The sequence below is a fragment of the Microbacterium sp. H6 genome (genome assembly GCF_003314775.1).
GTDB classification, from domain to species: Bacteria; Actinomycetota; Actinomycetes; order Actinomycetales; family Microbacteriaceae; genus Microbacterium; species Microbacterium oxydans.
Genome location: NZ_QOAY01000304.1, coordinates 1 through 21,362 on the forward strand (window position 1 = coordinate 1; position 21,362 = coordinate 21,362).

Consider the following 21,362-nt stretch of genomic DNA (forward strand, 5'->3'; position numbering starts at 1 on the left):
CCACGACCTCGAACTCCTGGATCTGCGCCGGCCGCACCGGGGTGAGGTGGATCATGCAGATCAGCTCGCCGCGCTCGCCGGGGATCGACCAGGTGATGTCGGCCGGTGTCGCCGCGGAGACGACTTCTGGCGTGCCGAGGTCGTCGCGCAGCGGACCCACCAGGGCGATGAGCTCCTCGATCGCGGCCCGGCGCTGGAGGAGCGGGCGGTCGAAGTCGATGTTGTCGGCGAAGATCGCGGCAGCGGCGTCGTCATCCCAGGACCGGATCAGCGCGTCGGCCGCGGACATCAGCCGACGTGTCTCCGGCCACGGCTGCACGGTGCGGGCGGGGGCGTCGTGAAAGGCGAGTGCGCGGAACAGCGCCTCCTCCGAGAGGGCGACCGGGTTGCTCCGGTGGCTGTTCGTGAAGATGACGATGCCCATGCCGGACCCCGCGTGCCACACCATGTTCAGGATGAACCCCGGGAGGCCGCCGCTGTGCGTGACGATGCGTCCGCGGTGCAGGTCTTCGCGCACGAAGAGGCCGAGCGCGTAGCCGCCGGCGACGAACTTCCAGGAGCCGTCGGGGCGGGCCTGCAGCGAGGGGATGTCGACCTGATGGATGCGCTGCAGCTCTCGTCGTGAAGCCCGGCTCACCACGGCATCGTCGCTGCCAGGCAGTGTCGATGCCGCGAGGAACCTGACCCAGACACTGAGGTCGTTGATGGTCGACTGCATGCCACCGGCCGCGGCCATGGCGTCGGACACTTCCGACGGGAAGCCCACCCAGTCGCCCGCGGTGTCCAGCGAGTAGCCGACCGCCCTCGCGAAGCCGCCCTCCGGGGCGCGGTTGTCGAACCACGTGCTGTTCATCCCCAGCGGGCGCAGGATCTCATCGGTGACCCAGTCCTCGACACGGCGGCCCACGGCTGTGCCCACCGCGAGACCGGCCATCGTGAAGCCGATGTTGGAGTACTCGAAGGCGCTTCCGGGGTGGGTGCTGTAGTTGAAGCCGGGTCTGATCCGTTCGACCAGCTCCGCTTCGGAGAGGCCGAGAAACGGGTCGACCCAGGAGTTGTCCTCGGTGAGACCGCCGCCCATGCTGAGCAGCTGTCGCAGGGTCGGGGCGATCGCCGGTTCCTCGCCCACGGTCCCGTGCCATTCGGGGTAGAAGTCGGTGATGGGAGCCTCCAGGTCGAGGAGGCCGCGGTCGCGGGCGAGCAGGGCACCGAGCGCGACGAAGCTCTTGGTCATCGAGGCGATCGGGAAGACGGTGTCGGCGTCGGGAGACGTGCCTTCGTCGTCGGCGGTGCCGAACCCGCGCGTGTGCTCCAGGCCGTCGGGTCCGACGAGGCCGTACACCAGACCAGGCGACTGACCCGCGGCCGTGTACTGCCCGAAGAACGCGTCGAGCTGATCGACGAGCGGCACGACGAGGGTTTCGCTGGACATGGAGACTCCCTTGTTCTCGCGGTCGGCATTCGGCCGTCGCGCTGGTTCGTCTCCACACTCGCGTGTGCCGGGCTCGAAGTCATGTCCGCGGGCACCGAGTGTCGGCTCCTGCTTGTGCGAGGTGACGAAGAAGCGGCTCGGAGCGGGCTGGCCGGGACCCCGTCTACCCGGCAGTCTCCCGCATCGCGGGCCGGGTGAGCTTCGGGATCAGTACCGGAGTCTGTTCGCGGTAGGCGACGTAGTCGGCCCGGTCGCCCCACTTCTTCTCGGCGCGCGCTTCGAGCAGGGGGATGCCGCTGACGCGGGTGAGCAGCAGGATCACGAACAGGGGGGAGAGCAGCGCGACCCACTGCCATCCGACGAGCACGGGGGCAGCGGTGAGGAAGACGCCCACCCAGATGACGATCTCGCCGAAGTAGTTCGGGTGACGGGACCGCGACCATAGGCCGGTGCGGATGAACTCGTCCCGGTTGCGCGGGTCGGCGCGGAACGCCGACTTCTGGGCGTCGGCGACGATCTCGATCACCATGCCGAGGGCCCAGACGACGATGCCGACGACGGTCAGCCATCCGATCGGCGCGCGGGAGGAGGCATCCGCACTGATCGCGATCCAGGCGGCGGCCGCGGTCAGCGACACCCACGCACCCTGGATCACCCACACCTGCAGGAACCGCAGCGGCGACCCCTTGATCTGGTCGAAGCGCCCGTCGGATCCGGCCTTGTGCACGCGCAGGGCCAGGAACGAGCCGAGGCGCGCGGCCCACAGCATGACCATCGCCGCCAGGATCCAGCTCCGCGGGTCGGGCATCGGCGCCAGCAGGACGAGTGCTGCGGAGATCACGAAGAACGTGAGGCTGCCCGTCAGGTCGAAGAACCGTTCGGTCTGCAGCAGCATCGCGGGGATGAACGCGATGACCTGGATCGCGAAGGCCGCAGCGACGGCGAGGGCGAACAGCGGCACGCCGCCGATGGTCGCACCGCCCTGGCTGCCGGCGATCGCGACGAGCGCGCCGACCACGAGGGCGACGACGATCGCGATGAGAGAGGAGCGCGAGGAGGTCGGACGGGTGGGGGTGGGGGAGGACATGGTGTGCTTTCCGATTCTCAGAGGTACAGGTCTTCGACGGCGACGGCGGCGCGATCCAGCACGACGCTCCGCTTCAGCTTCATGGTGGGGGTGACGAGTCCACGGTCGTCGAGGTCGGCGAAGACGACGCTGAACCGGCGGACCTGCTCGCTGCGCGCGACGAGCGCGTTGGCCTCGTCGACGGACCGCTGCAGGTGAGCGTGCAGGGCCGGGTCGTCCACCGTGCGGATGTCGGTCGGGCTGGTCGTGCTGGTCGAGGGGATGCGGCTGCCCTGCGCTTCGGCCCAGGCACCGGCCTGCTCCGGATCGAGCACCAGCAGCGCGGAGAGATACGGCTTCCCCTCGCCGACCATCACCGCGTGCGAGACGAGCGGATTCGCCTCGACCGCGCTCTCCCAGCGGGTCGGCACGATGGTCTTGCCGTTCGAGGTGACGATCACGTCTTTGAGCCGTCCGTCGAGGATCAGCCTTCCCTGCTCGTCGAGCCGCCCGAGATCACCGGTGCGGAAGAAGCCGTCGATGAACGCACCGTCGTCGTGCGCGGGGTCCCGGTACCCGTCGAAGACGCCGATGCCGCGGGCGAGCACTTCGCCCTCGTCACTGATGCGGACCGTGAGCCCTGGCAGCGGTGCGCCGACGGTTCCCGAGGCGATGCGCCCTGGCAGGTTGCCGGTGAGCGGTGCGGTCGTCTCGGTCAGTCCGTAGCCCTCGATGACGGGAACCCCGATGCCGCGGAAGAACAGCGAGAGGTCGGCGTCGAGGGCGGCGCCGCCCGACAGGATGTAGCCGACCCGCCCGCCCATCACCGTGCGAAGGCGGCCGTAGAACAGTGCATCGAAGAGGCGGTGGCGCAGGCGCAGGCCGACGGTGCGTGCGGCGCCACGACCGGCATCGACTCGCTCGGCGCTGCGGCCCCACGCGATGGCCGTCGCCTCGGCATGCGCCCAGATCTTCGTGAGTCCCTTGTCGGCGGCCTTGCCCGCGGCGGCCGCCTGGATCTTCTGCAGCACCCGCGGCACGACCACCAGGAACGTCGGTCGGAGGGTGTCGAGCGTGGCGACGACGGTCGAAGGGTCGGACAGGTGCGCGATGCGCATGCCGCTGGCGAGGCAGATCAGCTGCAGGCCGCGCGCGAGCACGTGAGCGAGCGGGAGGAAGATGACCGTGTTGCCGGACTCGTTCACGATCTCGCGGTAGGCCGCGGCGATGTTCAGCACCTGACCGAGGAAGTTGCGATGCGTGAGCACGACGCCCTTGGGCTCGCCCGTCGTTCCCGAGGTGTAGACGATCGTCGCGGGGTCACCCTGCGTTGCTGCCGTCCTGCGGGCCTCGAGCTTTTCGTCGGTCACGTCGATGCCGCGGGCGGCCAGGTCGAGGAGGGTCCACGGCGAGGTCTCGGCGCTCATCACCCACGCCCCGAGGGTGACTCCGCCGGCGTGCGAGAGCGCCGACTCGAGCAGCGCCGCATGTTCGGTCGTACCGCCGATGGCCAGGCGCACACCGGCATCCGCGACGATCGCGTCCACCTGTGACCCCGACGAGGTCTCGTAGATCGGCACGACGACAGCACCGGCGTACCAGGCCGCGAGGTCGGCGACGGCCCATTCGTAGCGGGTGGGCGCCATGATCGCGATGGGGTCGCCGATTCGGATGCCCTGGGCGATGAACCCCTTCGCCAGAGCGCGCACCTCGTCCTCGAACGCGCGGGTGGTGACCGGCCGCCAGGAGCCCGTCGACGCGTCCTCGACCTCGAACGCCACATGGTCCGGTGCGGCGGCGGCCCGCGTAGCCAGCAGGTCGGTGACGTTGCGGTGGCCGTCGAGGGCGGCGAGCGGTGGTGTCGACGATTCGATCATCGTGGCTTCTCTCGGTCGTGCGGACGGCGCGGAGGGCGCACGAAATCGCCCTTCCTGTCTCTGTTCGGAACCGATGACGATTCGGATGGGATGCTTTTTCGCGGCCGTCCAGGCATCGAGAACGGGAAAGCGATCTGCCAGTATGGCGTCATGTCCGGCACGCAGAAGGTCGCCCCCGCGCTCGTCGTGATCGGTGTGACCGCCGCAGTGCTCGTCGGGTGCACCTCGCCGGTGGCAGTCCAGACGCCCAAGGCATCCGCTCCCGCGGTCGACCTCCGGACGGCGGCCGAGGCTGCCTCGACGCCGAAACCGACGGAACCGGAAAGATGCTCCGGCATGTCAGAGGTCTACAGCGACGGCGACGGTCTGTATTGGGAGCGCCACGGAACGCTCCGTGATCTCGGCGCGCGCGAGTTCGCGCGGGGCGAGGTGACAGTCGATGAGGACGGCACCCCGGTGACGTATACCGTCGAGCCCGGCGACGTCGAAGCCGTGGTCGCTGAACGGCTCTGCGCGTACCCGAACCTCGGCTCCATGAACCACCGGCGGGATATCCACCCTGGGCAGGTGCTCTGGCTCACGCCCGACCCCGATCTTCCCTGGGTGCCGTACTACAACCCTCATGACGCCCCCGGTGGGTTCCAGCAGATTCCTTACCAGCAGGCCATCGAGTCCGCGGGCGCGGCGGTCGATGCCGGTGACGTGGACACCGTGCGGGCGATCTGGAACGGCACGCTCAAGGGCATGTTCGCGACCCAGGAGACCATCGACGCCGTTCAGAAGGTGGTCGATTCCGGCGACCTCGAAGCGCTCCGCCAGCTCTTCTCCTGACGCCGCTCGGTCACGGACCCTTCGGCGGGGAGAGCTCGGTAAGTCACACGTGGAGGGGCTGACGGGAATCGAACCCGCGCTGTCTGCTTGGGAAGCAGAAGTTCCCAAATGCACCACAGGCTCCTGATCTAGGCCACCTCGCTCTGCGGCTCTGCCGCCCCGTAATTCCGGGCAACTTCGCTGCTTTGCGGCGGTGCTTCCGTCAGTCTACAACGTCGTCGATCTGCACGGATCTGCGGCGGAATCGGGTCGGTTTGTACGTTTCTCCGTCGTTTCTCCGTTGACCGCAGGAGCGATAACTGCCGTCGCGTCTAGCGGTGGTGTCACGTCTCCGGCGATGGCGACGGCCGGGGTCACCGGATCAGGTCCGGACGCTCGGCGCCGATGCGCCTGAGCAGACCCGACTTTCTCGCAACCACGACCAACGACAGGCAGTTCGCGCGACCGCGCTCACCGATCGGAGAGGCGGAGCTAAGTGCACGACCGTCGAGGATCACGCCATCGGTCATGACGTCACCGGGCTCGTCTACCACTCAGATGTCAGCGATCTAGCTAGAAGTCGTACAGGCGCTTACGGGCATCGAATGCCGTGCGTCCACCTTCCAACAGGTCTTCGGCGTACTTTCGCACCTTCGGGTTGTCGAGCGATCCGACGCCGTCGGTCGCTGTGCGGCCGTGCTGACCGTCAGCTTCGAGAGTTACGACCAACTCGGCGTCGCCCAGGACGGGCACGTTCGCGTTGTGCGTGCTCACAATTAGCTGTCGGGTGCCTTTGAGGGATCGCAGCTTTTGAACGACGCCGTCGTATACGAATCGGTTGTCGAGGTCATCTTCTGGTTGGTCGATGACAAGCGGACTCATTGATGCGCCGAGTAAGAGCAGCAACAGTGCAGTCGCTCGCTGGCCTTTTGAGAGATCCTCAAGGCGGCGCCACTCCACCGGCGCACCCTTGGAGGCAACGTTGAGTTGCACCTCGACAGCGAGGCCGACTGACTGCTCTTCCAGTTCTCTGAACAACGGTTCTCCGGTGTCCACGATGGCCTTCGCTTGTGCGCCAGTGATGCTCAGCCCCGTTAGCGCGTCCAACCCCGACCGCGCGGCAGTTACGAACGTCGCCACATTGAAGTCATCGCGATCGATGGCGGCGAACACCTGGCCGCGCTGGGTTGTGAAGTGGTGGGAGATCACGGCCTTGATATGGCTGCGATCGGGTGATGCGATCGGCTTAACAATCACAGCTCCCGTCGTAGCGGCGTTGGATGCCTTGATGGCGTCCTTGAGTTGGTTCGCGATCTGCTTGTCAATGTCAGCCAGCGAGCGAAGCAACTTCGTTCTCTCGCCGGTCAGCTTCTTGTACGCCTTCTCGAAGACGGTTCGCTTCTCGGCACGTTTTGTGAGCCGATTGAGGTTGGCCTGCAGAGTCAGGTACTCATCTGGCTTGTGTCCTTGCTCGACCAGTTCGCGCAGCACCGCAGAGACACCGTTGCTCTCGGTCTTTGTCGTAGACTCCCACGACTGCCTGGTCGCCTCGATCTGCGTCTTGGTGTCAGCAATGGCGGCCTGCACGGATGAGGTTGCCTGCTCAAGAGCAGTGGCGAGTTGCCCGAGTACCGGAGCGAGTTGCTCCAGAGTCGTCTTGCGGGGGGAGTCCTTGACGTCGGCCAGCTCGGCGCGAAGCTCCTCGACAACCGCTTCGATACCCCACTCGCTCACCAGATTCTCAACGGTTTGCACCCGTTCGGAGGCATCAGTCAGGACGGCGCCATCCTTGTCCAATCGAGTCTTCTGGTCAAGCTTCGCCGCAAGATCGGTCTTGTCGAACGCTTCCATGCTTTCGGAGAGGCGGGGGATGTCCGCGAGTTCGGTCTCAAGCGCCTCCCGGTCTCGTTCGTGCTTGGCGAGTGCATCACGGTTATCCGCCAGATCCTTTAGGACGTCGTCTCGCTCGGCAGGCGACGCTGGCCTGCCGGCGACGCGTGCGACAAGCTCAGCCATCAGGTCTTTGTCCTGAGCGAGCTCGGCCAATTCGTGCTGACCGAAGATCTCGAGGTTACCGACGATGTCGCGTGGGCGCTGGTTCGTCTGCGTGCCGCTGGAGTCACGAACGATCGCCGGGCTGTTCGTTGTGCGTTCGATAGTAAAACGCGCCGGGCTAGGTGACACCACGTCGACGACGAGCGAGATGACCGTTCCCGCGCCAAGCACGTTCTTGACCATCTCCTTGTGGTCTTTGCTGGATGCTTCGCCGATGGGCGGGATCTCCAGCACGTACCGGAGACTCTCGATAGCGGTGGATTTTCCGGTTCCACGTCCGCCGATGAGGGCCGTGAGATCCTCCGCAAGGTGGAGCTTCTGACCGTCGAGGTAGCCGCCGTCCCAAGCGATCTCGCGAAGCAGAACACGAGAAGTCGATGATGGATCGGTCGTGCTCACTCGGGTCTCCGGCGTCTTAACTGCATGACGGAGCCCCAACAGGCTGGGGGTACTCATCTTGAACCAGGTGCTCGCACCGGGAGAGGCGAGCGTCGCCGGGTCGCAGATGTCGTCGGCATGGATCGCCACCAGCGGATGGCGGCGATCGTAGGGCTTGGTCCCTTTGAGGATCTTGGCCTGGTCACCCAGTTCAGCGACAGATGGCGTGATGCCAATAGCCAGCAGTTCGCGGTGCTTGATCATCTCGGCGAGCGAGTCACCCTTCGCTCGACTCAGCAGTCCAGCGTTGGCGACGTTGGCGTGCGCCGGGATCACCAACGCGCCGCGGGCACACATGTCGGTCAGGATATCGCCGTACGACTTCGTCGTCGTGCCCTTCGCGGCTCCGGGCGTCAAACCGCATGCACCGATCGCGGCAGTGACCTGCTCAGTTGAGGTGCCGCGCTCGAACATAACCAGCAGGTGGATGCCCTCAGACGTGTTTGCCTCGAAGCCCGGGAGCGCCGCGATGCCGGCAGCTTCCGCGTCGGCAATCAGCTGGGACGCGCTGCTGGCATTCCAGTGATCGGTGACCGCTATCAACTCAATCTTCTGCGCCTGAAACTCGGCGATCAAGGCGGCGTTGTACGTTGCTTCATCCGCGTAGGTCTTGGAGGGGGATGGGTTGCCGACGTAACCGAAGGGGTTCACCTGGAGGGCTGCGCGAATCCAGCGGGCGCCATGGTGATCATCAGCTGCGGGTATGACGTTCTTCACCATCGATGTGCCTCGGTTCTTTCCTCAGTGTGAAGACTTAGGTCGAGTCAGCAAGCGCAAGCGACACTGCTCAGGCTGCTCGGGACCATCTTGCCCTGTGCCCGCGGCGCTACGTCAACCTGCGGCGATCGGTGCAGCGGGAGGGTTAGGCGCACTCGAAGACCACATCGCGCGGCACCAGGCTGCGAATGGCAGAGACCAGCGCGGTCGAGAGCCAGAGCCGACTGCAGGCAACGCGGCGTGGGGTTGTTCCGTGTGCCACGCTCCCCAGTTGCATTGACGCTCCAGTTGAAGTGGATCATCACAGGCTCCGCGATGGGCTGGCCTGTGGTTGCTGCCGGTGCGGCATCGTGTGAGTTGCGCGTTCGGAGCGAGACTGTGCACGGCGCAGCGCGGCGTATGCGATCCGGTACTCGGCGGCCTGTTGGGCCTTGGTGATGTCCTTCGGGTTCCCCAATGGCGCGGACCCGGCGATCTCGTATCGGCTCCGGTAGAGCGCCACGGTCGCGACCCGTTCGAGCCATGCGTTCTGGGCACGCTGATCGCTGGGCGGCCGGAGCTTGCTCGTCCACGCCTCGGCGGAGCGCAGCGCATGCTGCGCGCTTCGCCGTGCGGCGATTTCGATGAGGACGCGGCGCGCGTCGAGCGCTGCCTGCACATCGTCCGGCGCCGGGGCATCGGGGATGGGGATGAGCCCGGCGACGCGACGGGGCCGCTTGCCTCGCCCTGCGGCGAGGTTCATCGTCGCTGAGTCCAGTGCTGTGGCGAGGCGTGCTGCCGGGTCGGCTTGCTCTTCTCCGAGGCTGATCGTCGGTGCGAGGGACGTCAGGGTGGCGTTCACATCGTGGCCCGCGGCCTCATGCCGGGCAAGGGCCCCTTCAAGGTGCTCGTAGTAGGGGCTGGTGAACACGTCGTCAGCGACGTCCTCCGGGAACGGCGCGACATCGAGAAGCACGGCCCAGCGTTCGGCGCGTGCTTCGCGGGCCAGGAGGTCGAATTCGTCCAGCAGCGTCGCGAGGGATGCGTGCCGGTCGACTTCGCGGGCGAGAGTCTCGGTGGCGGACGGGTCAGCGTCGCTGCGTGCCAGCACCCGCGCGAGGTGTCCGGTGACGGTCTTCTCCTCCGGCGGGTCAAGGTGTGGCTCGACCTCATGCGGGTCGGGCTGGATCACATACGCCTCGTTGCGTGCTCGGCCGCGGGTCATCGCGACGTAGAACAGTTCTCGGGATGCCTTCTCGGGGTCGATGAGCGCGTGCGCGGTGTCCACGGTGGAGCCCTGCGCCCGATGCGCGGTCGCCGCGTATCCGAGCTCCACCTCGTCGGCGACGTACCCGGCCGGCAGTACGAGCGCTTTTCCGTGGGGGCCATCGCCTTTCCCGACGCGGCGGACGGCCAATGAGCCATCGTCGTAGCGGTGGGCGACGTGCCATCTGTCGCCGTTCTTCACCCATGACCGCCCTGTAGAGAGAGTGCGGTCGTTGAGGCGGGTGACGACGAGATCCCCGACTCCCGCTGTCGTCCCATCGTGAAGGAGCACTCCCTCGGCGTCGACGTGACCGGCGTCTATGAGGTCGGCGCGGGCGCGCTGGTTCAGTTCCGCGACGGCTTCACCGTTCCCGGCGATCATCAGCGTGGACAGGCCCGCCGCGCGGTCTTCCTGCCACGCGGCGTAGAGGACGTCGAGCATCTGGTCGAGCCCGCCGCCGTGCAGCCGGCCCTGCTCGTCGTAGACGTCCAGCACGCCGGGCTCGCCACGGCGCAGCGCGAGGCTGGCGGTCTTCTCCCACTCGTTGGTGAAACGGCGCACATCGGTCAGCTCGGGCACGCCGTGGCGGTGGCGTACGAGCATCCCGAACGCGCCACCGGTCTCGATCGCTGACAGCTGCGCCCAGTCGCCGATCAGCACGACCTTCGCCCCGACCTCTGCCGCGTGCGCGGTGATGCGATCCAGCGCCAGCGTGCCCGCGAGGGACGCCTCGTCGATCAGCACGAGCTGCCCGGCCTGAAGGCTCCAACGGCCTATGCCGTGCTCCCAGAGGAACTTCGCCGTGTTCTCTGCCCGCACCCCCAAGCTGTCGCCGAGAACCTCGGCAGCAGCGGCCGAAGGCGCCAGCCCGATCACGGAGTCCCTACCGTGCGCGGCCGTCCACGCCCTGTGCAGTGCGCGCAGCGCAGTCGTCTTCCCCGCGCCGGCCGGTCCGACGAGCAGATCGAGAGTGAGACCGGAGCCCGCGATCGCCGTGATCGCCGCCGCCTGATCCGGGGCAAGGGCCACTCCGCCGATCTTGCGGGTCACGTGCCGGGAGACGAGACGCGCCGTGAGCCGCGGCGCGTCCTCGGCCTCAGCGTGCTGGAGGAGCCGTGTCTCGGCGTCGAGGATGTCCTGACTCGAGTACGCGATCTGATCGGCCGGCTGGAACCGGTTCGTCCCGTCCGTGCGCATGTACGTGTCGGGCACGGGTCGGTCGTAGTCGGGGGTGAGTCGCAGGGAATGCGCCTCGGCGTGCTGCACGATCTGGTCGAGAGCGGTGATCCGATCGCGGGTAGAGACGAAGCGCAGACCCATCAGCTGCCGCATCGCTTCGGCGTGCAGGTTCCAGCGTCCCCAGGTCGCCCGCCGGTTCGCGACCTCCATGAGCACTACCGCCGCGATGCTCTCCACCTGCCCAGCATTCAGATCATCGGCCCGCAGGCGCACCTGTCCGGCCCCGCGGGCGAGGAGATGTGCAGCCCAGGTGGTGGCGTCTTCGCCGAGCACGGCGGTCGCCCGCTCGCGCCACTGCGCGGTCAGCTCGGCGAGCGAGTGCGGATCCTTCTCCGGCCGTGTCTCCAGCGTCGCTTGCTGCCGCAGCTTCGCCACCGTCGTGCGCGACGGGGTGCGCCCGTACTCGGCGACGAAATCGTCGATCAGCCGTTGCGTGGCCTCCGCGATCCCCGCGCCGTCATCGCCGCCGCCGGTTGTGCGGCGGGAGAACTCTGCGAGCAACCCGGCCGGGACGCCCTCGATCTCCCAGCCGGTGTTGCGGTCCTTCCCGCGGTCCACCGGCACCCACACCACGTCCAGTAGCCGGGCGGTGTGATCGGTGAGGAACGCGTTGTACGACGCCGACAGCGCCACCGTGGCTCGGTGCAGTGTCCGGGAGTCCAGCGACCGCCAGTGCCCGTCCTCGCCCTGCACCTTGTTCGACACGACCAGGTGCGTGTGCAGCTGTGGGTCGGCGGCGCGGGAGTCGTAGTGATCGAATGCCGTCGCGATGACGCCGACCACCGGCATGCGGGCGATCCCGCCATGCCCGACCCGAGTCGCGGCGACCCGCTGCTCGAGATGCGCGAGCGTGTCGCGCATCGCGGCATGATGAGCCTGGGCGATCAGCGACTGCGTGCCCGCGTCGGCGACACCCCAGATCGCGCTCAGCGACTTCGGCGGCGAGAACGTCAGATCGAACCCCGCAACCGCGGTGCGAGGCTTCTTCGCCAGCTCCTCCGCGCGGATGCGGTCGATCGCTTCGTCTCGGTGCCCGCCAGTGAGCGATGCGTCGAGCTTCGCAACCCGGGTTGCGATGCGCTCGCGCGGGGGTTGCAGCCGCGGATACCGCAACCCCAGCGGCGCGCCGGTCACCGGATGAACGCCGTCACCCAGGAGGCGTGCGAGCTGTTCCTCGGTCACCTGATCACCATCTGCGAGAGCTGGGCCCTGTCCAGTGTCCAGACTCGTGAGCCCGGCGCCGAGCCAAAGGCCCGGCGGGCTACCCGTCTCGGTGTAATAGCGGGTCAGGGCGGTGCCCATGTCGCGGTCTCCGTCGCCCGCGACGACCGACTTGAGGAGATACTCGTAGCCGCGACCGGACGACATCACGCGGATCGTCATCACCACGGCGCGCCCCTCCCGAGCCGGTCTCAGGAGGGGGCCGCCTCAGCGGCAAGGTGCGCGCAGCGCGCCCGCTCGCACCCTTGGTGCCAACAGTGTGTGTGCTCTTCGTCGACGGAGTAGCTCGTGTCGGCGATCATCACTGCCAGTGGCCAATCGGGCCAAGCTCACTGTGAAGCGGGCGGAGAACAGCAGCCGTGCGACGCGTCTTCAGCCGGCTGAGGGGATGCTCGATGTTCCGCTTCCGATGAATCAAAGGGGCGCAGTCAACGGAGATATCACGAGTGCGGCGATAGAGGATCGTGAAACCGATCGCATCTCCCATTATCTGCGTAACTGCGTAGGTATGATGCTACCATGAGGTGTGGCACTTCCTTCGACGAGGAACATGCCACAGGCCGTCGGGTCTGCACTGCCTCGCCCGGATCGGCGTGGTTCTCGTTATGAGAGGAACGATCATCTCCATCATCTCCATCACCTTCGAGCCGATCATGGCTTCTGCAACTTTGCGTGTCGCCCCCGCAGGGCCTGTGGCTCGGGGGATCGGGCGATGACTCACGCGTTCGGAAGTGTTGCTGTGCGCGTGATCGGTTTTCGTGGAAGCTCTGCCACCCGGGATGAGGTGCGCCGTGCCGTGCCGCGCGCGGTCGTGGATTTGGCGGGGGCGATTCCTGCGGCGTCTTCGACCATTGCTGACGTGCGACGCGACGGGTTTCCTGCAGTTGCGGAGCTCGCTGCCCGATTCGATCGGGTTGAGCAACAGATGCTGCGGGTGCCGGCGGAGGCTTTGGCGGAAGCATCCTCCGCGCTTGCGCCGGAGCTTCGTGGTGCGTTGGAGGAGGTGATCGAGCGGACCCGTCGGTTCGCGAGCTCACAGTTACCCGCCCCGGTCGTGGTGGGCTTCGAAGGGGACGCCCAAGTGTCGTTGAACTGGTTCCCCATCGAGCGGGCTGGTGTATACGTTCCTGGAGGGAAGGCGGTGTACCCGTCGTCCGTGGTGATGAACGTGGTTCCCGCTCAAGTCGCCGGTGTGCGCTCGATCGCGTTGGCGAGCCCCCCGCAGGTCGAACACGGCGGTTTGCCACACCCGACGATCCTCGCGACGGCGGCGATGCTGGGCATCGACGAGGTCTATGCCATCGGGGGCGCCCAGGCGGTCGCTGCTCTCGCGTACGGCATCGAGGACCCGGCGCAAGAACGTCGCGTCCAGCCGGTGGATCTGATCACGGGGCCTGGGAATGTGTACGTCGCGGCCGCGAAGCGTCTGGTCCGCGACACGGTCGCGGTGGACATGGAGGCCGGCGCGACAGAGGTGATGATCCTGGCGGACTCGCTCGCCGACCCGATGCTGATTGCTGCCGACATGATCTGCCAGGCCGAGCACGACGAGTACGCCGCCGCCGTCTTGGTCACCGATTCCACCTCCCTGGCCCTTGCCGTGCAGACGGAACTGGATCGACAGGTCGCCTTCACGCCCCATGCGGATCGGGTGCGGGCTGCTCTGACGGGTCAGCAGTCGGCGATCGTGATCGTCGACGACATCGAGCACGGCATCGAGGTCTGCGATGCATACGCCCCTGAGCATCTCGAGATCCATTGCGACGACGCTGACGGGGTGGCCGGGCATGTGCGTAACGCTGGCGCGATCTTCATCGGCGCGTCCACGCCGGTGAGTCTTGGGGACTACTGCGCCGGCTCCAACCATGTACTGCCCACCGGAGGCACGGCCACGTTCTCCTCCGGACTCACGGTGCACACGTTCCTACGGGCGGTGCAGACCGTGCGCTACCCGGCCGCTGCCCTCAGCCACGTGCGGGAGACGGTGCGCGTGCTCAGCGCCGCGGAGGATCTCCCCGCGCACGGCGCGGCCTTGGAGGCCCGCTTTGCCCACTCCCGGACGAACATCCAGCAAGGCTGACGTGTCGATGGTTCAGATGACGGCGGAAAGTGAGGATCGCGCGATCGCGGGAGCCGTGGATGTTTTCCGTACTCTCGCCGAGGGGACACGGATCCGGATCATCCTTGCACTCGCGCAACACCCCGAGAGTTCAGTTGGCCAGCTCGCGAGCCGAGTGGGTCGGCCCGCGCCGGCGGTTTCCCAGCATCTGAACCGGCTGCAGCGGAGCGGGATGGTCCGCCGTCGGCGAGATGGTCAACGCATGCTCTATCACCTCGTCGATGAACACGCCGCAGACCTCGCCAACACCGCACTGCACTACGCGGCGGTGCATCTGGAGGATCGGCCGACGCATCACGCACAGACCCGATAGACCTCCGATCATCCTGCTGAGAGATAGGAACCCGCCCATGACCGACCCCATTGCCGCGGACACCGCGGCCCGCCCCGCGGGAAACCGCACAACGTTCATGTCCTTGATGACGCGCGAGCGCTGGATCGAGGTCGCTCGTATCCTTCTGACCGGGTTGGTGGCCTTCCTATACTGGCAGCAGCTCATCCCGGTTCCCGTGCTGTGGGTGGCCGTCGCCGTCGGTCTGTATCCGCTGGTGAAGACGGGCCTGATCGATCTGTTCACCGAACGGAAGATCGGAACCGAGTTGTTCGTCACCGTCGCGACGATTTTCGCGCTGGTCGGAGGCGAAGAGGTCGCGGGAAGTGTGCTCATGGTGATCATCCTCATCGCTGAGTTCATCGCCGACCTCAACACCGACCGCGCGCGTGCGTCCATCCAGGGACTGATCGGCGCGGTCCCTACTATTGCGCGGGTCCGTGACAACGGGCAGGAGCGCGTGGTCCCGATCGCGGAGCTGCACGTCGATGACGTTGTCCTGGTCCGCGCGGGTGACAGCATCCCCGTCGACGGCACGGTCGTCGCCGGAGATGGGGCGGCGGATGAGGCGTCCGTCACGGGCGAAAGCGTCCCGAAGGACAAGTCCGCTGGCTCGCGCGTGTTCGCCGGCACGATCCTCAAGTCCGGGGCACTGGACGTGCGCACCGAAGCGGTCGGGGAGCAGACCACGTTCGCGCGGATCGTGGCCCTCGTCGAGGACGCTGAGGATTCCCGCGCCCCCGTGCAAAAACTCGCGGACAAGGTCGCTGCCTGGCTCATCCCGTTGATCATCGTGTTCCTTGTGGTTGTGTTCCTCGTCACGCGGGATGTGAGCATGATCGTTACACTCATGATCTTCACATCGCCCGCGGAACTGGCGCTGGCGACCCCGATGGTGATCATCGCCGCCATCGCGCGCGCCGCACGCAGCGGCATCCTGATCAAGGGCGGAATCTACTTGGAAAGCCTCGCCCGGGCGACCACCGTCGTATTCGACAAGACCGGAACCCTGACCGTCGGTAGCCCGAAGGTCAGCGCCGTCCGCATCGCTGACGCCTCCGTCGAACGTGATGAGCTGCTCCGGCTCACCGCGGGCCTGGACCGCCGCTCCAGCCACCCCCTCGCCGAAGCCATCGTCACCTATGTGCGCGAGGCCGGCGTAGAGATCCCCGAGCCGACCGATTTCCAGGTCGTCCCCGGCCGAGGCGTCACCGGAACGGTCGAAGGACGTGCCCTGCTTGTCGGCAACGCTGCCCTGCTCGCCGAGGCGGGGATCGACGTGCCATCCACTGCGGAGGCGACGACGGTCATCCACGTTGCCGCGGACGGACGTCTGATCGGCAGCTTCGAACTCGAGGACCAGATCCGGCCCGGCGCGAAAGAAGCCATCGCCGGGCTCCGTGTGAACGGTGTCAAGCGGATCGCGATGCTCACCGGTGACAATGCCGCCGTCGCCGGTCGTGTCGCAGAGAACCTCGGCATCGACGAGGTCTACGCCGATCTGCTCCCGGAGGACAAGGTCGACGTCATCTCACAGATGCAAGCCCGTGGTGAGCGGGTCGCGATGGTCGGCGACGGCATCAACGATGCCCCCGCTCTTGCCCTCGCCGAGACCGGGATCGCGATGGGTGCAGGCGGCACTCAGGCCGCGATCGAGGCCGCCGATGTCGCCCTCATGACCGACGATCTCAGCAAGATCGTCGGCGTGCGCGCGATCGCCCGCCGGGCCTACCGCACGATCCAGGAGAACTTGTTCGTCGGCGTCGGCGTCGTGCATGTGCTCGGCATCACCGCTGCCCTGTTGGGCTGGATCGGCCCGATCCAGGCCGCTATCATCCACCTCGGTCCCGACATTCTCGTGTTCTTGAACTCCACCAAGCTGCTCAGCGTCCGCATCAAGACCGGTCCGGACACTGCTCTTGAGCCATTGCGGCGCGACTAGCCAGCATGCACGACAGCGCCCACGCCGTCGATGGGCTGCGCAGATCTCGGTCTCTGCACAGCCCGTCGACGACGCGGTCTCCACTTGATCGCGCTAGCGACGCATACGATTTGGAAGAAGGACCCATGACCACTCCCACGTCCTCCGCTGCCCGCGTCCAGCGTCTCAACAGGCTGCGTGCCGGAGTCCTCGGCGCCAACGACGGGATCGTGTCCGTCGCGACTGTCGTCGTCGGCGTCGCCAGCGCCGCTGCAGGGGAACCCGCCCTTCTCTCCGCTGGCGTTGCCGCTCTCGTCGGCGGCGCCATCTCGATGGCCCTGGGCGAATACGTCTCCGTCAGCAGCCAGCGTGACAGCCAACGCTCCGCGATCGACGAGGAACGCGGACACCTCGCCGCCGACCCCGATGCCGAGTTCCAGGAACTGATCGCGTCGTATCAGGCTCGCGGTCTCACCGAAGCCACGGCCCGGAGGGTCGCCGACGAGCTCTCCGCTCACGACGCGCTGGCCGCCCACATCGACATCGAGCACCGCCTGGCCGAGGATGAGGTCGTCAGCGCATGGGGTGCAGCGACCGCGTCCGCGATCGCCTTCCTCGTCGGCGGCGTCGTGCCCTTCCTCGCGATCCTCCTGCTGCCCACAGGTATCCGCATCCCGGCCACCTTCGTGCTGGTGCTCTTCGCCCTCGCCGTCACCGGCGCACTCGGCGCCCGACTCGGCAACGCCCGACCGGGACGGGCGGCCGTGCGTGTCGTCGTCGGCGGCACCATCGCCCTAGCCGCGACATACGGAATCGGCACCCTGCTGGGGACCGGAACGGTCTAGGACCCACCCCCGCGCACCAGTCCGGAAACCCTGCGTCCGCTCGACCTGCGAAGAGACCCCTATGCCTCACACCGACCGACCGCGCAGTCCCGGCTCCCAAGACGCACGGACTCCGCTCCGCGAGCGCTTTGCTGTGAACTGGGCGCGCCTGCACGCGGAAGACCGCATCCCCGGCATCGACCTCGCGCGAGGCATGGCCGTGGTGGGGATGTTCGCCGCGCACCTGCTGTGGATTACGCCGCTGGTCTGGAGCGACCCGGGAACCTGGACGGGCATCGTGCAGGGCCGCTCCTCGATCCTGTTCGCCACACTCGCCGGAGTCTCCCTGGGGGTGATGGCTGGCGGGGCCCGGCGGCCCAGCCCCGCGGAACTGCCGGCGCTACGGGCACGACTGGTCTACCGGTCCCTGCTGCTCTGGCTACTGGGCGTCGTCCTCCTCGGCCTCGGTATCCCGGTCTACATCATCCTGCCCGCCTACGCGATCCTGTTCCTCCTCGCGCTGCCATTCTTGCCCCTCCGCCCGCGGCAGGTGCTGATCGTTGCGGGAGGGATCGGGCTTCTCGCCCCTTTCCTGCAGGCATGGGTCGACGCCCTCCCGTGGTGGGAGACCGGCAGCGGTCGCATGGCGGCGTGGCTGCTCGGGTGGCACTACCCGTTCCCGGTCTGGATCGCGTTCGTGCTCGCCGGCCTCGGACTCGCCCGCACCGACATTCGCCGGTTGCGCACCCAGCTGGCGATGCTCGGTGCTGGCATTGCCCTCGCGGTCCTCGGGTACGGCCTCGACGCCGTCTCCGGCACGCGGGACGTCCCCGACGATGGGGCGTTCTGGGACGTGCTGTGGACTGCCGAACCACACTCCAGCGGGCTTCTCGAGGTGATCGGCTCCGGTGGGTTCGCCATCGCCGCGATCAGTGTGTGCCTGCTCGCCTGCCGCACACCACTGATTTGGATCACCCTGCCGCTGCGGGCCACCGGCAGCATGCCGCTCACCGCCTATGTCACACAGCTCCTCCTGTGGGCGGTGCTCGCCAGCATCGGCCTTGGCACCACCGGCGACCTCGGCGCGTTCCGTGACACGGCCCCGTTCTGGCCTCTGACCATCGCAACCATTACAGGCTGCACCGTCTGGGCGCTACTGATCGGGCGTGGACCGCTCGAGCGGGCGATGACCCACCTGCCCGCCCGTCGCTCGACGTCATCGGGGCGGTCCATCCCGCGAGACGATGCGCACCGCCCCTAACGTTCGGTTCCGATCCCTCCGGAGCAAACGGCGCCGAGGCGGTGTCAGCCGTTCATCAAGACGAGCATCACGCCCATGCCGGCGGCCATCACGGCGTGGCAGGCGGCATGCAGGCGATGGTGGCCGCTGCGGATCAGCCGGGAGAGCCACCACAGCATGGTCGCGGCGCTAAGCACGATGAAGGCCACGTTGACGACGTCAACCCATATCGGAGTTGCCATCATCATCGGGGCGGCATCGCCCATCGGCATCTGCCCGTCCATACCCATCTCGGAGCCGTCACCCATGTCCATGGGCATGTCGGCCATCAGCAGCGGCATCGCGGCGAGCATCCAGATCATCGCGGCGTTCAGAACGAGGTGCCCCGCCACGTCGACGCGCGCCGTGGCGGCACGGGCGCGGACCAGCAACGGCACGAGGACGATGGTGAGCATCGCGAACACCCCGACCTGCACCCATAGCGCGAGCGCGGACTCCATTGACCAGGACATCCAGATCATCGCCGCCGACATCAGGATGTGGTTGATGTCGATCAGGATCTCCCCGTCGAACGGCTTCCCGTTCCGACGCGTCCTCCTCAACCGGGGCGTGAGGTCGATCAGGCAGACCAGACCGGTGAACACGAAGGCGACGGTCAGGATGATGTTCCACGGAGCAGCGATCACACCCAAAGACTACTACAACTTGTAGATATGGGGGGACTTGCGGGGGTCAGCGACGGTCGCTCCGCGGGGTGGTGGTGCGGCGGAAGTTCTGCAACCGGAGGCTGTTGTAGACCACAAGGACGGAGGAGAGCGCCATCGCACCGGCGGCGATGAGCGGATTGAGCAGTCCGGCGGCGGCGATGGGGATCGCGGCGATGTTGTACCCGAATGCCCAGCCGAGATTGGTCTTGATGGTGCGCAAGGTGCGGCGGGACAGGGCGATGGCGTCGGGGATGACAGCGAGGTCGTCGCGGACGAGGATGATGTCGGCGGATTTCAGGGCGATGTCGGAGCCGGAGACCATGGCAAGCCCAAGGTCGGCGGCGGCAAGGGCCACGGCATCATTGATACCATCGCCGACCATCGCGACCCGATCACCGCTGTCCTGCAGGCTGCGGATCGCGTCGGCCTTCTGGGCGGGCAGCACCCCGGCGAGCACCGTGTCGATACCGAGGCGGGCGGCCACGCTCGCGGCCGCTGCGGGGGTGTCGCCGGTGAGCAGGACGGTCTTCATGCCTTGGGCGTGCAGTGCGGCGACTGCGGTGCGGGCGTCGCGTTTGATCGTGTCCCGGAGCCCGATCCGCCCCAGGAGCAGGCGGCCGCGTGCCACGAGCACGGATGTCTCCGCGGCCTGACCCGTACTGTTGTCGAGATTATCGGCGGCGTCTGGCTCGTCGGGCACGTCGATGGCGTGGTCGAGGAGGAACGCCCGGCTGCCGACGAGGACCGGCTCGCCGTGGAGCTGTCCGGACGCACCGCGCCCGGGGTGGGCGGTGAGCCCGGCGACGGGGGCGATCTCGATGCCTCGGTTCTCGGCGGCGGTGAGGATGGCTCGGGCGATGATGTGCTCGGAGCCGCGCTCGACAGCCGCGGCGACGGCGAGGAGCTCCTGTTCGGTGACGCCGTCAACGGGGGCGAGGCGGTGGGCGGTCATCGAGCCGGTGGTGAGGGTGCCGGTCTTGTCCAGGACGACGGTGGTGATGGTGCCGCTGGCTTCGAGCGCGTCCTGACCTTTGACGAGGATGCCCAGAGTCGCTCCTCGGCCGATGCCGACCATCAGCGCGGTCGGTGTCGCAAGCCCCAGGGCGCAGGGGCAGGCGATGATGAGCACCGAGATCCCGATCCCGAATGCCTGCTCGAACGACGTCCCGGCGATCATCCACCCGGCGGCGACGAGGACGGCCAGGACGATCACGGCGGGCACGAAGTAGCTGGTGACCTTGTCGACGAGGGTCTGTACCCGCGCCTTACGCGCCTGGGCCTGCTCCGCCAGCGCCGCCATTTGCGCGAGCTGAGTATGCGCACCCACCAACGTCGCCCGTACCTCTAGCCGGCCGTCCATGCTGATCGTGCCGCCGACCACTCCATCTCCCGGTGTCAGGTCGGCGGGGACGGGTTCGCCGGTGAGCATGCTGGCGTCCACCGCCGCGGCCCCCTCGATGATCACGCCGTCCGCGGGGATGGTCTCGCCCGGCAGTACTACGAAGACGTCCCCGGCGCGCAGTGCGGTCGCCGGCTGGATCTCCTCGGTGTTGTCGGTGCGGATGCGGACGTGGGTGGCGGCGAGCTGGTTCAGCGCGCCGAGCACGTCGCCGGCTTTGCGGCGGGAGCGGGTCTCGAAGTAGCGGCCGGCGAGCTGGAAGGTGGTCATCCCGGCGGCGACATCCAGGTAGACGGAGTTCGCGCCTTCCGGGGTCACGCCGAACCCGAGCCAGTACCCGGTGCCCTCCTGACCGAGGCCGAACAGGAGGGTGGCGACGGCCCACCCGAACGAGGCCGCGATGCCGAGGGAGACGAGGGTGTCCATGCTGACCGTGCCGTGCCGCAAGTTGCGCAGGGTCGCCTTGTGGAACGGCCAGGCCGCCCACGCAACGATCGGCAGCGCCAACAGCACGCACACCCACTCCCACCCCGGGAACCGCCACCCCGGCACTAGCGCCAGGACGATAGTGATGTCCATCAAGGGAACGGTGAGGATCGCCGAGACCAACAGCCGGCGCCGCAACGAGCTGATCCGCACTTCGGTGGCTCGCCGAGACCAGGCGTCGTCTGCGTCATCATGCGGGTGCGCCCCGTACCCGGCCTTTTCCACCCGCCGGAC

The 21,362-nt window shown here is 67.4% G+C and carries 13 protein-coding genes; 6 read left to right on the forward strand and 7 right to left on the reverse strand.

Annotated elements, in window-relative coordinates:
• The 3 genes from DSP71_RS19800 to DSP71_RS19810 form a co-directional block, all read right to left on the reverse strand.
• A partial coding sequence (locus tag DSP71_RS19800) for a serine hydrolase (protein ID WP_147251415.1) occupies positions 1–1,432 on the reverse strand: 1,432 nt, incomplete at its 3' end.
• A gap of 163 nt (positions 1,433–1,595) precedes the next feature.
• Complete coding sequence (locus tag DSP71_RS19805) at positions 1,596–2,519, reverse strand: DUF1295 domain-containing protein (RefSeq protein ID WP_113681873.1); 924 nt, start codon at positions 2,517–2,519, stop codon at positions 1,596–1,598.
• A gap of 17 nt (positions 2,520–2,536) precedes the next feature.
• A complete protein-coding gene (locus DSP71_RS19810) occupies positions 2,537–4,375 on the reverse strand; it encodes a long-chain fatty acid--CoA ligase (RefSeq protein WP_113681874.1) in 1,839 nt (612 codons plus the stop codon).
• Positions 4,376–4,525: 150 nt separating this feature from the next.
• Between DSP71_RS19810 and DSP71_RS19815 the strand changes: the two genes are divergently transcribed.
• On the forward strand, positions 4,526–5,206 hold the full coding sequence (locus DSP71_RS19815; RefSeq protein ID WP_113681875.1) for a hypothetical protein: 681 nt from the start codon (positions 4,526–4,528) through the stop codon (positions 5,204–5,206).
• Positions 5,207–5,758: 552 nt separating this feature from the next.
• Here DSP71_RS19815 and DSP71_RS19825 read toward each other — a convergent pair.
• Positions 5,759–8,398, reverse strand: coding sequence for a TrlF family AAA-like ATPase (locus DSP71_RS19825; protein ID WP_051498916.1), 2,640 nt, complete (start codon positions 8,396–8,398; stop codon positions 5,759–5,761).
• A gap of 298 nt (positions 8,399–8,696) precedes the next feature.
• Complete coding sequence (mobF, locus tag DSP71_RS19830; RefSeq protein ID WP_231729582.1) at positions 8,697–12,263, reverse strand: MobF family relaxase; 3,567 nt, start codon at positions 12,261–12,263, stop codon at positions 8,697–8,699.
• Between the two features lie 550 nt (positions 12,264–12,813).
• Here mobF and hisD point away from each other — a divergent pair.
• The 5 genes from hisD to DSP71_RS19855 all read left to right on the forward strand — a co-directional run bounded on the left by hisD (position 12,814) and on the right by DSP71_RS19855 (position 18,557).
• Positions 12,814–14,181, forward strand: coding sequence for a histidinol dehydrogenase (hisD, locus tag DSP71_RS19835; protein ID WP_036287078.1), 1,368 nt, complete (start codon positions 12,814–12,816; stop codon positions 14,179–14,181).
• A gap of 7 nt (positions 14,182–14,188) precedes the next feature.
• Positions 14,189–14,533: a metalloregulator ArsR/SmtB family transcription factor gene (locus DSP71_RS19840; protein ID WP_081767985.1), complete on the forward strand. Its 345-nt coding sequence runs from the start codon at positions 14,189–14,191 to the stop codon at positions 14,531–14,533.
• Positions 14,534–14,570: 37 nt separating this feature from the next.
• Positions 14,571–16,493 carry a cation-translocating P-type ATPase gene (locus tag DSP71_RS19845; RefSeq protein WP_051498774.1) on the forward strand — a complete coding sequence of 641 codons (1,923 nt, stop codon included), beginning with the start codon at positions 14,571–14,573 and terminating at the stop codon, positions 16,491–16,493.
• A gap of 125 nt (positions 16,494–16,618) precedes the next feature.
• Entirely contained in the window at positions 16,619–17,317 is a 699-nt protein-coding gene (locus DSP71_RS19850) for a VIT family protein (RefSeq protein WP_062765658.1), read from the forward strand.
• Between the two features lie 61 nt (positions 17,318–17,378).
• On the forward strand, positions 17,379–18,557 hold the full coding sequence (locus tag DSP71_RS19855) for a DUF418 domain-containing protein (RefSeq protein WP_051498891.1): 1,179 nt from the start codon (positions 17,379–17,381) through the stop codon (positions 18,555–18,557).
• A 44-nt stretch (positions 18,558–18,601) separates the two neighbouring features.
• On the opposite strand, the gene DSP71_RS19860 is transcribed toward DSP71_RS19855, so the two are convergent.
• Positions 18,602–19,222 (reverse strand): DUF5134 domain-containing protein, encoded by a 621-nt coding sequence (locus tag DSP71_RS19860; RefSeq protein ID WP_036290856.1) that lies wholly within the window; start codon positions 19,220–19,222, stop codon positions 18,602–18,604.
• Positions 19,223–19,268: 46 nt separating this feature from the next.
• The coding region (locus DSP71_RS19865; protein ID WP_258546571.1) for a cation-translocating P-type ATPase at positions 19,269–21,362 on the reverse strand (2,094 nt) is incomplete at its 5' end.

Bases quoted from the DNA above. Each gene is read 5' to 3' on its own strand.
- DSP71_RS19805 (WP_113681873.1), bottom strand. From the start codon at position 2,519: ATGTCCTCCCCCACCCCCACCCGTCCGACCTCCTCGCGCTCCTCTCTC.
- DSP71_RS19845 (WP_051498774.1), top strand. From the start codon at position 14,571: ATGACCGACCCCATTGCCGCGGACACCGCGGCCCGCCCCGCGGGAAAC.
- DSP71_RS19855 (WP_051498891.1), top strand. From the start codon at position 17,379: ATGCCTCACACCGACCGACCGCGCAGTCCCGGCTCCCAAGACGCACGG.
- DSP71_RS19810 (WP_113681874.1), bottom strand. From the start codon at position 4,375: ATGATCGAATCGTCGACACCACCGCTCGCCGCCCTCGACGGCCACCGC.
- mobF (WP_231729582.1), bottom strand. From the start codon at position 12,263: ATGACGATCCGCGTGATGTCGTCCGGTCGCGGCTACGAGTATCTCCTC.
- DSP71_RS19825 (WP_051498916.1), bottom strand. From the start codon at position 8,398: ATGGTGAAGAACGTCATACCCGCAGCTGATGATCACCATGGCGCCCGC.
- DSP71_RS19815 (WP_113681875.1), top strand. From the start codon at position 4,526: ATGTCCGGCACGCAGAAGGTCGCCCCCGCGCTCGTCGTGATCGGTGTG.
- hisD (WP_036287078.1), top strand. From the start codon at position 12,814: ATGACTCACGCGTTCGGAAGTGTTGCTGTGCGCGTGATCGGTTTTCGT.
- DSP71_RS19840 (WP_081767985.1), top strand. From the start codon at position 14,189: ATGGTTCAGATGACGGCGGAAAGTGAGGATCGCGCGATCGCGGGAGCC.
- DSP71_RS19850 (WP_062765658.1), top strand. From the start codon at position 16,619: ATGACCACTCCCACGTCCTCCGCTGCCCGCGTCCAGCGTCTCAACAGG.